Below are 13,865 nucleotides of genomic sequence, written 5' to 3'. Positions count from 1 at the left end.
GCGCCGCAACTGGACTACTTTTTAAACCCCGCCAGCCGCACCCCGAACAGCCAGCGAAACGGCGGTTTCAGTGCCAGCGCCTTGCGCAGGCCATGCGGCAGCAGGTCCAGCAGCTTTTCGCAGATCACCGCTGGCCAGGTGGGAAGCAGGATGAATTTGCCACGCCCGCCGAAAATGACGCGTGTTTTTTCAAAGCCCACCTGCCGGAAAAGCGCGGACAGATCGCCCACGGTGTACTCCTTGAGGTGAAACCCCTTCGCCTCAGGGTCACAGATGCAGCTGATGTCATGCGGTCCGGTCAGACGGCTGGGCGTGATGCACAGATAGACCCCTCCGGGGGCCAGCGCCGCATGCAGATGCCGGAGCTGCTCCACCGCATCGTCCGGGTGCAGGTGTTCCATCAACTGGTTGCTATAGGCCACGTTCACACTGCCCGGAGCCACAGGGATGGTGCTGCCGTCAGAGAGCACCAGCCGCAGATTGTCAGGAAGCACGCGTTTGCGGGTGATTTCATCAGAGACGTCCACCGCCAGCACCTGGGAGACTCTGGCCGCCACCGTCTTGGCCAGCTCACAATCTCCCGGTCCGACTTCGAGAAACACGGTGTTCGGCTTCAAGAATGGCGTCAGAATCTCCATTTTTTCAGCCACATCGGCCGCCAGCCGTTCCGGGGAGGCTTTGTTGGTATGCTGCGGATGATCCGGAACACGTTTAAAAAGCTCATCATAGACCTCGGAGTAGAGCGTGCGGCGCTGCTCCTTGGTGGCATGCCGCAGCCGGTCGGCGAGCTCGCGCTCCACCTCATAATGCTGGCGGAGCTGTTCCGGGGTGCGGGTGTCGGTGACGGTGACTGGCATGGATGCGCAAAAATCTAAGCGGCAGATGCGGTTCAGGCAAGGGCGCGCACTTCCTTGCTCATTGAGGAAGTGCGAATTAGCATGGGGGCGATGCTGAAACACTTTCTTTTGCTCTGCCTGCTCACGGCTGTGGTCCAGGCCCAGGACCTGGGGCCGGCCAAGGACGATCCCTCTGTGCCCAAGGATCGCGACACCATCCTGCGCATCCAGATTTTCCTCGACAAGAACCTCTTTGGCCCCGGCAAGCTGGATGGTGCCGTCGGTGAGTTCACCTACAAAGCCGTGGTGAATTACAACTATGCCCATGGACACAAGGACCTCTACAACTGGGCACGAATCCAGGCGGCGGCCATGGACGAGGTCCCTGTGATCTTCGCCGCTTTCAAGATCACGCCCATCTTGACCCGCTATGTGACAGCCGACCTGCCCGAAGACTACGAAAAAGCGTCCGCTTATCCGTTCATGGCCTATCGCAGCATGCAGGAGCTCATCGCGGAACGGTTTCATACTGATGAGACCTTCCTCGCCGCCATCAACCCCGGCAAAAACATGGCCGCGCTCAAGCCCGGAGACATCATCGTCGTGCCAAACGTCAAGTCCTTCAGGATCGAGGACATCAAGCCCATGCAGAGCTTCAAGACCGACGCCTTGCTCAGCAGTCACACCATCGTGGTGGACACCACGGAGCGCATGGCTGCCATCTACAGTGACAAGGAGATGATGCTGGCCGCTTTTCCCATTACCCCGGGCAAGCCTCAGTTCATCCCCGTCGGTACCTGGAAAGTGGTGACCATGATGGCCACGCCCACCTTCCGCTACGACAAGCAGTTCCTCGAGGAAGGCGTGCGCGGGGAGGAGGCCTTTCAGATCCCGCCCGGGCCGAACAGCCCCATTGGCGTCATCTGGTGCGGCCTGAGCAAATCGGGCATCGGCCTGCACGGCACCGCCATGCCGCGCACCATTGGCCGTACCCGCAGCGCAGGCTGTGTCCGCTTTGCCAACTGGGACGCCATTCGACTTCCGCAACTCATCCGGCCAGGAACGCGCGTCATCGTGCGTTAATCTTCCACCATGCGCATCCTCATCGCCGGTCTCTTCCACGAGACCCACACCTTTCTTGACGGACTCACCCCGCTCTCTGATTTCCAAATCCGCCGCGGGGAGGAACTCTGGGCCTCCAAAGGCGACTCCTCACCGCTCGGTGGCGTCCTTGAATTGGCGGATGAATTTGGCTGGGAGATGATTCCTGCCGCCGACTACCGTGCGCAGCCTTCCGTCACCGTGGCGGATGAGGTCATTGAGCAGTTCTGGAACGACATCGCCCCCTATGCCGCCCAAGGCGGCTACGACGCCATCTATCTGGTGCTTCATGGTGCCATGGTCTCAGAAACGATCCTCGACGTCGAAGGCGAAATCCTTCGCAGGCTCCGCACCCTCACCACGGTTCCCATCTTTGGAGTCTTTGATCTGCATGCCAATTTCTCGCCGCAAATGGCTGCGCTGGCCGACTGTTTGGTAGGCTACCGCGAAAATCCGCACACTGACGCACGCGAAGCGGGTTTGATCGCAGCGCGCCTGCTGAACCGCTGCCTCACTACGGGCCAGCGTCCGCACATGCAGCTCCAGCAGCCCGGCATCATCTGGCCGCCGACCGGCACCGGCACTTCGAAGGATCCCATGCTGACGCTGGAAAAGATGGCTCGGCAGTTTGAAGGCGAGAATGAGTCGCTTTGGGCCATGAGCATCGTCGCCGGCTTTAGCTTTGCGGACACGCCTGACACAGGCGTTAGCTTTGTTGCCTGCACCACGGTGGATGCTACGCAGCAACTGGAAGAACTCTGCAAGCGTGCGCAGGAACTCAACCACCTCGGCCAGGTCACCGATCCGCCGGTAGATGAAGTGCTCGAACAGCTTAAGCCACGGTCTGAAGGTCTGACCGTGCTGGTGGAGCCCTCAGATAATATCGGTGGCGGCGCACCCGGAGACTGCACCGGGCTGCTGCGTGCCCTCATCCGCCATGGCATTCCAAATGCCGCCATCTGCATCAATGACCCGCAATCTGTCAGCCAAATCGCCGCTGGTGCGCGTAAAATTGCACTCGGTGGCAAAGGCAGCCGTCTGGATGCAGGCCCGCTCGAAATCGAGGTCGAACTCATCGCCTTGAACGACGGCAGATTTGAACTCGAAGACAAAAACAGCCATCTGGCCAGCATGTGTGGCGATGTCTTCGACATGGGCCGCTGCGCCGTGGTGCGGCATGCGGGGCTTACCATTCTCATTACCAGTGTGAAGACGCCGCCTTTCGATCTGGGGCAGTGGCATAGTCAAGGTATTGCGGTTGAGCAGCTTAGCGTGGTCGGAGTCAAGGCTGCGGTGGCGCATCGGCGGGCCTATGACAAGATCGCGGCACGCATGCTGTGGGTGGATACACCGGGACCTTGCAGCAGCAATCTGGCGGCGCTGCCGTTCCGACATCTGAAGCGCTCCAGGTAAAATACATCCCAAGAGGATCTTCGGTGCAGCGTCATGCGGTGTGATTCCACGCCGCCATGAACACGAACGATCCCAAACAACCGTCTGCGTATCAAGTGCCACCCGGCTGGGAGAGGTTTCAACCGCCGCCTGTGGCTGAGCCCGTTCTACAGGCTGTCCTGGTGGAGGACAGGCCGCCTGCACCGGCACGCATTCAGCCGCCTGCCCCTGCATGGCTGCGCTTCTGGCGGCAGATGGGTGGAGGCTCGCTCATGCTCAGCCTTGCGGTGCATGTGGGGCTGCTGCTGGCGGCGGGGGTCATCATCGTTGGGACACAGATGGCGAAGCCGGTGAATGATTTTATACCGTCGGGCCCGACGCAGGCGAGTGTCGAGGCTTCGCAGGATTTGGCATACAAGGTCAGCATGAAGCAGATGGATGCGATGGCGAGAAAGACGCCGCAGACGCGCATTGGGGTGGATGGGCCGACTGACTGCTTGCTGCCTGAGGCAGGGGTGATGGAACTTCCGGAGGCAGGGAATGGAACGAGCAGGCTGATGAGCGCATCCATTGGCAGCAAGCTCCCGGGCATGGAGGGCTCCGCCCCACCGACCATGCTGGCGAATTTGCCGAACATGTTTGGGGGGCGCTGCTCGATGCAGAGCAGGCTTGAGAAATTGAGGGAAAATGGCGGCACGGCGGAGTGTGAGATGGCAGTTTCCCGCTCATTGGCGTGGCTGAAGGGGCAGCAGAATGCGGATGGGTCGTGGGGGCGGGCGAACAAGGGGGCGATGACGGGTTTGGCGCTGCTTTGCTACCTGGGGCGCTGCGAGACGCCAGATTCTGCGTTCTATGGCGACAATGTGCGCGATGGGATGCTCTATCTGGTGGAGCTGGCGCGGAGAAATCCGCATGGGATTTTGGCGGAGAATCTTGTGTCGAATTCCGCAACTTATGAGCATGGGATCGCGACTTACGCGCTCGGCGAAATGTATTCGTTCTACCGCCTGGGCAACCGGAGCCTGCCGGGATTGCGCGAAACTTTCGAGAAGGGGGTGCAACTCATCATTGAGCAGCAGAATCCGCAGGGGTCATGGACCTATGGGGGCAGGGATGCGGGCCTGCCGACTGCCTACAACAAGGACAGCCGGGGTGAGGATTTGTCGGTGAGCGGGTGGCAGTTTCAGGCGCTGAAGGCGGCGAAGCACTCGGGACTGAAGATCGAGGGGCTGGATGGGGCGATCAAACGGTGCTGCGATTATCTGGAGTCGAAGCAGACGAAGGACGGGGGCTTTGGCAAAACGAACCGGGATGAGCACTACAACCAGTGGAGTCTGACGGGATGCGGGGTGCTGGGGCTGCAGACGCTGGCGCAGCACAAGGCGACGGCGGTGAAGAAGGGGATCCGGTTTCTGAGGGAGTTTCTGAGCGCCGAGCCGCTGGACTGGGAGCGCAACTGCAACCTGTACTGCTGGTATTACTACACGCAGGCCTTCTTTCAGGCCGGCGGGGAGGACTGGCGTTTTTACAATGCACAATTTTTGCCGCAAATCATCGGTGCGCAGCAGGCGGACGGCTCTTTCAAACGTGGGCGGCCCAACTGGCCTGCGGGTGACGCGGCGGATGCGATTTACAGGCAGTGCCTGTGCACGCTGCAACTGGAGGTCTATTTCCGGTACCTGAAGGTGGCTGACCGTGAGGAGCCGTCGATTTTTGAGAGGCAAACAAGGCGTTAATTGCACAGCCTCACAAGATCGGGTGAGGCATTACCAAGGGGGGGGTTGCAGCGAGGTTCAATCTGAGCTTTCGTAAGGCCAGCGTGAGTCCAGTATTCCGCAGCCTCTCTCTTATGGAAGTTTTTGCCGTCACCATCTTCGTCAGCCTCATGTTTGCCGTGTTATTTGCGGCGCTGTATCTGGCGGAGCGTGTGCAGCGGCGGAGGGGCAGCATCGAACAGGATGCACTGCTGCCGCTCGATGAGCCTGAGGGCCAGCGGGTGACAGTGCCTGCATCTTCCACCCACACCACCTTTTCCCATGACTAGCACCGCAGCCTCCAAAGTACCCATTGAGTTCAACGACAAAGTCGTGCGCCAGTTCATGCTGGCCTCGATCATCTTCGGCGTCGTTGCCATGCTCGCAGGCGTGTTCATCGCCAGCCAGCTGAACTTCCACCAGCTCAACCTTGCCGAATGGCTGACGTTTGGCCGTCTGCGCCCGCTGCATACGAATGCGGCGATTTTTGCGTTCGTGGGCAACATGATGTTCGCAGGCATCTACTACTCGACGCAGCGGCTGTGCAAATGCCGGATGGGCAATGACACGCTGAGCGCGATTCACTTCTGGGGCTGGCAGCTGATCATTGTGGCTGCGGCGATCACGCTGCCGCTGGGGCTTTCACGAGGCAAGGAGTACGCCGAGCTGATCTGGCCGATCAACGTGGCGGTGGCGGTGATCTGGGTGGTGTTTGCGATCAATTTCTTTCTGACGCTGCACAAGCGCAACGAGCCGAGCCTGTATGTGGCGCTGTGGTTCTACATCGCGACGATTGTGACGGTGGCGATGCTTTACATCGTGAACCACCTTTCGATTCCCACGAGCTGGACACACAGCTATGGCGTCTTTGCCGGTGTGCAGGATGCGCTGGTGCAGTGGTGGTACGGGCACAATGCGGTGGCCTTCTTCCTGACGACGCCGATCCTTGGCATTATGTACTACTTCCTGCCGAAGGCGGCAGAGAGGCCGGTGTATTCCTACCGGCTGTCGATCGTGCATTTCTGGTCGCTGGTGTTTCTTTACATCTGGGCGGGCCCGCACCACCTGCTGAACACGGCGCTGCCGAAGTGGCTGCAGATGCTGGGGATGTTCTTCAGCCTGATGCTGTGGGCTCCGAGCTGGGGCGGGATGCTGAACGGCCTGCTCACGCTGCGCGGTGCGTGGGACAAGCTGCGGACGGATCCGGTGATCAAGTTCTTCATCGCCGGGGTGACGTTCTACGGCATGTCCACCTTTGAAGGGCCGCTGCTTTCCATCCGTGTGGTGAACTCGCTTTCCCATTACTCTGACTGGACGATCGGTCACGTGCATGCGGGTGCGCTGGGCTGGAACGGCTTCATGGCCGCAGGTTTGTTCTACTGGCTGGCGCCCCGCCTGTGGAACACCCGCCTGTATTCCAACAGCATGGCGAACTTCCACTTCTGGATCGGCACGTTCGGCATCCTGCTTTATGTGGTGGCGATGTGGATCAGCGGCATCATGCAGGGGCTGATGCTGAACCAGGTCACGGCGGACGGGCTGGCGGTGAAGAACACCTTCCTGGACACGCTGCAGGCGATCCGCCCGCTGATGGGGCTGCGCGTGATCGGCGGCGGCATGTTCCTGCTGGGCTGGATTGTGATGTGCATCAACCTGTGGAAGACGATCCGCAGCGGCAAGCCGGTGAACGAAGTGCGCGAGGTGGCGGTGCTGCAGCGTGGCAACACGGACACGATGGGCATGAAGGAGACCTTCTTCAACGACCCGACGGCCTGCACGTTTGGAGCGCTGCTGCTGATCTTTGGCTGGATCTTCCTGCCGCCAGGAGCTGACGTGGCCTCGCTGATCTGCGCGATCGTCTTTGGCTACATGGCTGTGCGGCGGTTCCAGAAGACGAGCCACTCGTGGGCCAACTGGTACGAGAGCCTGCTGCACAACTACCTGCCGTTCACGGTGCTGACGTTTGTGGCGGTGGTGATCGGGGGGCTGATCCAGATCATCCCAACGGTGACGGTGAACAGTGCGAAGAATGTGGAGGACAGGCTGCAGAAGCTGTATGAGCCGCTGGAGCTTGCGGGCCGTGACATCTACGTGAGCGAGGGCTGCTACAACTGCCACTCGCAGATGATCCGCACGCTGGTGCCGGATGTGATGCGCTACGGCGACTACTCGCGCCTAGGCGAGAGCATCTACGACCATCCGTTCCAATGGGGCTCGAAGAGAACGGGGCCGGATCTGGCCCGCGAAGGCGGCCAGCGTCCTGATTCCTGGCACTACGAGCACCTGATGGACCCGCGGTCCATGTCTCCGCAGTCGAACATGCCGCCGTATGCGCACCTGAGCGGGAAGGCGTTTGACCAGAAGGCGCTGCCTTCGAAGATTGCGGTGCTGCGCCGTCTGGGAGTGCCTTACCCGCCGATGGATGCGACGGAGATCAAGATGAAGGCGCTGGAGCAGGGGGTGAAGATCGCCACGGAGCTGAAGAAGTCGAACATCGTGGTCCGGCCTGACAGCGAGATGGTGGCGGTGATCGCCTACCTGCAGAAGCTGGGCCAGTTTGAACAGCCTGCCGTGGAGGAAACCCTGACCAAGAAAGGGCAGGGCGTGCCTTTCCCGCTGTCGCCGATCATTCCTGACAAAGGCCGCCGGGACAACGGAGCCGAGTAACCCCCAACCTTTCCGCCGCCATGTACAAGCGCATCATTTATGAAAACTGGCACCTCGTGGTGCCCATCATCTCCTTCGCCACCACCGTGCTGGTCTTTGGCATCATGACTCTCCGGGGCATGCTGCTGCGCAAGGACAAGGCCGAGAACATGTCACGTCTGCCACTCGAATAATCCCCCCGCCATGGACTCCAAGAAGCCATCCCCCAACAACAACGAGCCAACACTCCGCGAACACGTCTATGACGGGATTCAGGAGTATGACCAGAAACTGCCGAACTGGTGGCTGTTCACACTGTACATTGCCATCGCGTGGTTTGTGGTGCACTGGTTGTGCTACTACCAGCTTGGTCTGGGCAGCAGCGACACGAGCATCATCGACAAAGCCATGGCGGAAATGCAGCAGGCGCGCGACAAGCAGATGGAATCCATCACGGATGAGCAGCTTTGGGCGCTTTCGAGGGATGCTGCGGCGGTGGAGGCCGGAAAGGCGACCTTCATGACGCCGGGCATGTGCGTCACCTGCCATGGTCCGGATCTCAGCGGGATGCTCAGCGGTGCCAAGCTGCCCGGCCTGCCGCTGAATGACCAGGAGTGGAAGCATGGCGGGAAGCCGACGGAGATTTTCAAGATCGTCCGGAAGGGCTCGCCTGACATCACCAAGGGCATGGCGGCCTGGGAACAGGTGCTGGGCATGAAGCGTGTGAGCGAGGTGGTGGCGTTTGTGCTGAGCCACCACAAGGAGGGTGAGCCGATCACCCGTGCTGCTGATTCACCACCTGCACCTGCAACCACCGCGCCAGCGCCCGCCGCGAAATAAAGCCGGGACACGTCTATGCCAGCCCCCAACCCCAACCTCGTCTCTCTCGGATCCATCAACCAGGATGGCAGTAAAAAAACGCTGCACCCTGCGGATGTGTCAGGCAGGCTGACGCGGGCAAGGCGGCTGGCGGCGCTGGTGCTGCTGCTGATCTATGTGGCGCTGCCCTGGATCCCGGTGAACGGTTTTCCGGCGGTGTTTCTGGATGTGCTGAACCGGCGCTTTCATTTCATGGGGCTGACGCTGGCGGTGCAGGACCTGTGGGTGGGGTTTTTCCTTGTCACGGGGCTGGGGTTCTCGCTGTTTTACGTCACGGCGCTGTTTGGGCGGGTGTGGTGCGGCTGGACATGCCCGTACACGGTGTTTTTGGAGCACATTTACCGGCGCATCGAGAGGCTGGTGGATGGCGATGCGACGGCACGGCGCAAGCTGGATGCTGCGCCGTGGACGGCGGGCAAGATAGCCCGGCGCGGGCTGAAGCACGGGCTGTATGTGCTGGCTTCGCTGATCATCGCCCACATCTTTCTGAGCTATTTTGTGTCACTGGAGAAGCTGTATGAGATGATGCACCACTCGCCGCAGGCGCATGTGATCGCGTTTGGGGTGATGCTGTTTCTGACGGCGGGGCTTTATGGGTCGTTCAGCTGGTTCCGGGAGCAGTTCTGCGTGATCATGTGCCCGTATGGGCGCATGCAGTCGGCGCTGACGGACGACCACACGATCAACGTGGGCTACGACAAGAAGCGTGGGGAGCCGCGCGGCAAGGCGGGCACCACGGGGGCGGGGGACTGTGTGAACTGCATGCGCTGCGTGCAGGTGTGCCCGACGGGCATCGACATCCGCAACGGGCTGCAGCTGGAGTGCATTGGGTGCGCGGCATGCGTGGACGCCTGTGACAGCATCATGACGAAGCTGGGGCGGAAGCCGGGGCTGGTGAGGTATGACTCCTTCACGGGATTTGGCGGCGGGAAGACGCGGCTGATCCGGCCACGCATCATTTTCTACACCGGGCTGCTGCTGCTGGGGCTGGGGGTCTTTGGCTTTGCGGCGAGCCGGATCGAACCGATGCGTGCGAATGTGCTGCGCATGCAGGGGTCTCCCTACTACGTGACGAACAACGTCGTGCGAAACCAGTTTTTGGTGAGGCTGATCAACAAGCGCAACGAGCCGCGGACATTCACGCTGGCGCTGGCCGGAGATCTGCCGGGCGGACTGGCGGCTGCGGGTGCGGATGCGCCTGTGACGATCGCCGCGCAAGGGGAGGAACTGAAGCCGCTGATGATCACGCTGCCGGAGGCCGCTTTCAAAGCACCCTTCAAACTCAGCATCACGGTCACCGACCTGAAGGATGGCAAGACCTACCGTACGAAGCCTTTCGAGTTTGCCGGGCCGGACCCAAGCCTGAAATCCAATGACTACCTCAATCCCAGCCAATACCTCCAAAAGTGAAGCCAAGGGCTTCATTGCGCGCCGCCCCTGGCTGTGGGTGGTGCTGGCGTTTGTCGTGCTGATCAGCGCCTGGAGCGTGCTGTTCTACATCGCCATCAAAAACCAACCGGAGGTCGTGCCGCTGAAGCAGCTGATACCGGCATGATGCAGATAGACACCAGTGCTGCCGCGTTTGTGGCCGGGATCGTCACCAGCGTGCATTGCGTGGGCATGTGCGGGCCGCTTTCGTGCTCATGGGCCGTGGGGCCCAAAGGGGGAGGGTTTATGCGGAGCACGGCCTTGTACCACAGCGGGCGCATGGTGTCGTATGGTGCGGCGGGTGCGATCGCGGGAACTCTGGGAGCGGTGCCGCTGGCGTTTTTCCAGCATGGTGCGGGCATGGTGCTGCCGTGGCTGCTGGTGCTGGCTTTTGCGTGCGTGGGGCTGGGGCTGGACGCCTGGCTGCCGAAGCCGCACTTTCTTTCCGCCGGGCTGCGCCGGGTGCAGACGGCGGCCTTTAAAATGAAGAGCACGCTGCGTGCCGCCATCCTGGGACTGGCGACGCCGCTGCTGCCGTGCGGGCCGCTGTATATGATGCTGGCGCTGGCTTCTGCGAACGGCAGCGCGGTGAAGGGGGCGGGCTTTGCCGTGGCGTTTGGGCTGGGGACGCTGCCGCTGCTGTTTCTGGCGCAGACGCAACTGCATATGCTGGGTGGGCACCTCCAGCCTGCCACGATGCGGAAGGTGCAGCGTGGCCTGGCGCTGGTGACGGCGGTGATTCTGGCGTGGCGGCTGCGTGACACGCTGGACTTTGGAAGCAGCGAGGCGGCGAGCTGCTGCCATGCGGTGAACTGATGCGCGATGCCATGAATGGGACAATACTGAAACGGGGCGTTGAGCGCGGCAGGCATGTGGCGGGGCTCTTTGCAGACGCTGCTGGTGAGCATGGGGTGGGACGGAGTGGTGGGTTTGCTTTCCGGATGGGCATGGCAAGACCCAGGGAAGCACTCGCTAAAGCTCGGCATCCCTGGGCTATATTACGCAACCCCTTTGGGGTTGGTGTGAGGCGGAGCAGAATGGCGGAAGATGGTGCTTCCCGTCCGAGCAGGCTGAACACGCCGGAAACGATGTGCGAGGGAAAGAGTGGCGAACGAAATCACGGCTGCATCCAGCGCCAATCATTTATGGGGCATGACCTTCCGATGCGGGATGACGTCAACACGCTGGCCCTGTGCGGGGCGTTACTCAGGCGCTGCAGCCAAGCGGCGCCAATGCGGCTGCCGGAGCGCTGCGGACTCGGAGGTGCGCACGCCTTGAGTGCCGGGGGCTTAACTGACGAAAATGCGATGGCTTAACATTTATGAACACGATTTGCCAGCACTGCGGGACGCCAGTCCCACCCACGCGAAGCGACGGCTTCTGCTGCTCAGGCTGCCGGTCTGTGCATGATCTGCTGCAGCAGGAGGGGCTGGAGCAATTTTACGATCTTAAATCCGGACTGAACCTGCCGCCGGTGCCGGCGCAGGCGATGAGGCAGCAGGACTATGGCTGGCTGGAAACGGCGACGCTGGCGGCCGAGGGCACGAGGGCGAGCGAGGATGTGGCGGCTGAGCTGAGCGTGTCTGTGCAGGGGCTTTCATGCATGGCGTGCATCTGGCTGATCGAGCGGGTGTTTGCGAAGCTGGGCGGGACGCAGATCCAGGTGGACATCTCCAGCGGCGAACTGCGGATGGCGTGGCAGCCGGGGAAATTTCAGCCGGTGGAGTTTGCGCGGGAGCTGCAACGCTTTGGCTACCTGCTGGGGCTGCAGCGTGCGGATGGCGGACAGCCGCGTGACAACACTCTTGAGCGCCGTACCGGGGTGTGCGGCGCGTTTGCGATGAATGCGATGGCGTTCTCACTGCCTGCGTATTTTGGCATGCCGGCGGATTTTGCCTTTGCGCCATGGTTTGACCTGGTGGCGGCAGCCTCGGCAACGCTGGCCCTGCTGGTGGGCGGCAGCTACTTCGCCCAGCGGGCGTGGCATGCGCTGCGCGCGGGGGTGCTGCACATCGACACGCCGATCACGCTGGGCATTCTGGCGGCGTATGCGGGCTCGATCATCGGGTGGCTGAGCGGGGAGCCGGGGCTGAAGTATTTTGATTTTGTGGCGATGTTCATCTTTCTGATGCTGGGGGGGCGGCTGGTGCAGCAGATGGCGGTGGCGAGAAACCGGCGCCGGCTGCTGCGTGACCCATCCATCCCGGAAGCGGAGATGCTGGAGGCGCTGCAGGCGGGGGCGAGCTTTACGGTGAAGCCGGGGCAGGCGGTGCCGGTGGCGGCGAAGCTGACGGATGAGCATGCGAGCATCAGCCTGGAGTGGATCAGCGGAGAGAGCGACTCGTGCACGCGGAGCAGCGGCCAACTGCTGCCCTCCGGGGCGCTGAACGCTGGAACGCGGACGCTGAATGCGGTGGCGCTGGAAGGCTGGAAGGAGTCAACACTGCACAAGCTGCTGGATGCACGCCGTGGAGGTGACCAGCGCGACCTGCGACTGGAAAAGCTGCTGCGCGGTTATTTGGTGGTGGTGGTGCTGGCGGGCGTGGTGGGCGGACTGTGGTGGTGGTGGCACACGGGGGAATGGGCGCGGGGGCTGCAGGTGATGATTTCGGTGTTTGTGGTGTCCTGCCCGTGTGCGCTGGGTGTGGCTGCGCCGCTGGCGGATGACATCGCGGCAAGCCGTGCGGCGGACCAGGGTGTGTTTGTGCGAACGCTGGGGCTGTGGAAGAAGCTGACGCGGCTGCGGCAGGTGGTGTTTGACAAAACGGGGACGCTGACGCTGGAGAACCCGCTGCTGACGAACCCTGAGGCGCTGAGCGGTCTGGACGATGATGCCCGGCAGATGCTGCGCCACCTCACCCGTGGCAATCTGCACCCGGTGAGCCGCAGCCTGTTTGACGCGCTGGGCGGGATGCCGGAGCAAGGCCTGGACGCTGAGGTGACAGAAGTGCCGGGGCAGGGGCTGCGCTGTGAGCATGCGGGCTGTGTGTGGGCGATTTCGCGACCGCAGGATGCGGGGGCTGACGCCATCTTTACGCGGGACGGGCAGACGCTGTGCGCCTTCCGCTTCCGTGATGCGCTGCGTGCTGAGTCTGTGGCGCAGATGGAGGCGCTGCAGGGGCGCGGGCTGCGGGTGGAGATCCTGAGCGGGGACCGTGAGGCTAAGGTGGCGGCGATCGCGAAGCAGCTGAACCTGCAGCGGGAGCAGTGGCAGCACAGCCTGACGCCGGAGCAAAAGGCCGAGTGGATTTCATGCCATGAACCGCAGAGCACGCTGTACATCGGTGACGGGGCGAACGACAGCCTGGCCTTTGACGCGGCCTCGTGTGCGGGGAGTCCGGTGACGGGGCGCAGCTTTCTGGAGCACAAGGCGGACTTTTATTTCCTGGGGCACAGCATGCGCTTTATGAGCAGCCTGCTGGACATCGCGGCGACACACCGACGTGCGGTGCATGCGGTGTTTGGCTTTTCAGTGACGTATAATATTGTCACTGTGATCGTGGGGCTGATGGGACATCTGAGCCCGCTGCTGGCGGCGATCCTGATGCCGCTGAGCTCGCTGGTGACGCTGTCGCTGGTGGCGCTGATTTTCCGGCGTGGCGGGAGTGTGGTGAAGAGGTATGCAGAGCCGGATGTGGTGAGCGAGGCTGAGTGTGTGACGGCGTGCTGAGGGGGGCTTCCCTGACTTCTAGAACGATGTATTCGAGCTCAAAGGCACATGCCGGAGGGTTGGGAAGGTCATGCTGGCTTCCGTGTAAGCGCTGAGCGGCAGAATGCTTCTCGCATACCTTCGGCATGCACCTCTAAATAGGAATGTTTTCTTTGCATG

General features: G+C 61.7%; 12 protein-coding genes. 11 read left to right on the top strand and 1 reads right to left on the bottom strand.

Features of this window, described 5'->3' with window-relative positions; all coding sequences use genetic code 11:
* Positions 1-14: 14 nt before the first annotated feature.
* Positions 15-857: a class I SAM-dependent methyltransferase gene (locus ACZ5WW_RS05075; RefSeq protein ID WP_377167097.1), complete on the bottom strand. Its 843-nt coding sequence runs from the start codon at positions 855-857 to the stop codon at positions 15-17.
* A gap of 90 nt (positions 858-947) precedes the next feature.
* Here ACZ5WW_RS05075 and ACZ5WW_RS05070 point away from each other — a divergent pair, with 90 nt between their 5' ends.
* From ACZ5WW_RS05070 to ACZ5WW_RS05020, 11 genes are all read left to right on the top strand, one after another.
* On the top strand, positions 948-1,919 hold the full coding sequence (locus ACZ5WW_RS05070; protein WP_377167099.1) for a L,D-transpeptidase: 972 nt from the start codon (positions 948-950) through the stop codon (positions 1,917-1,919).
* A 9-nt stretch (positions 1,920-1,928) separates the two neighbouring features.
* Entirely contained in the window at positions 1,929-3,350 is a 1,422-nt protein-coding gene (locus tag ACZ5WW_RS05065) for a M81 family metallopeptidase (protein ID WP_377167100.1), read from the top strand.
* 56 nt (positions 3,351-3,406) lie between these two features.
* Positions 3,407-5,065, top strand: a complete 1,659-nt coding sequence (locus ACZ5WW_RS05060) for a prenyltransferase/squalene oxidase repeat-containing protein (RefSeq protein ID WP_377167102.1) — start codon at positions 3,407-3,409, stop codon at positions 5,063-5,065.
* A 113-nt stretch (positions 5,066-5,178) separates the two neighbouring features.
* The gene (locus ACZ5WW_RS05055) at positions 5,179-5,373 is read left to right on the top strand and encodes a hypothetical protein (protein ID WP_377167104.1); all 195 of its coding nucleotides are present in this window, start codon (positions 5,179-5,181) and stop codon (positions 5,371-5,373) included.
* Positions 5,366-7,750 carry a cytochrome-c oxidase, cbb3-type subunit I gene (gene ccoN / locus ACZ5WW_RS05050; RefSeq protein WP_377167106.1) on the top strand — a complete coding sequence of 795 codons (2,385 nt, stop codon included), beginning with the start codon at positions 5,366-5,368 and terminating at the stop codon, positions 7,748-7,750. The genes ACZ5WW_RS05055 and ccoN overlap by 8 nt, the downstream gene beginning before the upstream one ends.
* Positions 7,751-7,770: 20 nt before the next feature.
* Positions 7,771-7,923 carry a hypothetical protein gene (locus ACZ5WW_RS05045; protein WP_377167108.1) on the top strand — a complete coding sequence of 51 codons (153 nt, stop codon included), beginning with the start codon at positions 7,771-7,773 and terminating at the stop codon, positions 7,921-7,923.
* Positions 7,924-7,933: 10 nt separating this feature from the next.
* Positions 7,934-8,569 (top strand): cbb3-type cytochrome c oxidase N-terminal domain-containing protein, encoded by a 636-nt coding sequence (locus ACZ5WW_RS05040; protein ID WP_377167110.1) that lies wholly within the window; start codon positions 7,934-7,936, stop codon positions 8,567-8,569.
* 15 nt (positions 8,570-8,584) lie between these two features.
* A complete protein-coding gene (ccoG, locus tag ACZ5WW_RS05035; RefSeq protein ID WP_377167112.1) occupies positions 8,585-10,018 on the top strand; it encodes a cytochrome c oxidase accessory protein CcoG in 1,434 nt (477 codons plus the stop codon).
* Positions 9,981-10,163: a hypothetical protein gene (locus ACZ5WW_RS05030; protein WP_377167114.1), complete on the top strand. Its 183-nt coding sequence runs from the start codon at positions 9,981-9,983 to the stop codon at positions 10,161-10,163. The genes ccoG and ACZ5WW_RS05030 overlap by 38 nt, the downstream gene beginning before the upstream one ends.
* A complete protein-coding gene (locus tag ACZ5WW_RS05025) occupies positions 10,160-10,852 on the top strand; it encodes a sulfite exporter TauE/SafE family protein (protein WP_377167116.1) in 693 nt (230 codons plus the stop codon). The genes ACZ5WW_RS05030 and ACZ5WW_RS05025 overlap by 4 nt, the downstream gene beginning before the upstream one ends.
* A gap of 505 nt (positions 10,853-11,357) precedes the next feature.
* Entirely contained in the window at positions 11,358-13,706 is a 2,349-nt protein-coding gene (locus ACZ5WW_RS05020; protein ID WP_377167118.1) for a heavy metal translocating P-type ATPase metal-binding domain-containing protein, read from the top strand.
* Positions 13,707-13,865 lie beyond the last annotated feature (159 nt).

The organism is Prosthecobacter fluviatilis (assembly GCF_055388355.1).
The sequence above is the reverse complement of the archived record's forward strand: the minus strand, read 5'-3'. Positions and strand labels throughout refer to the sequence as shown.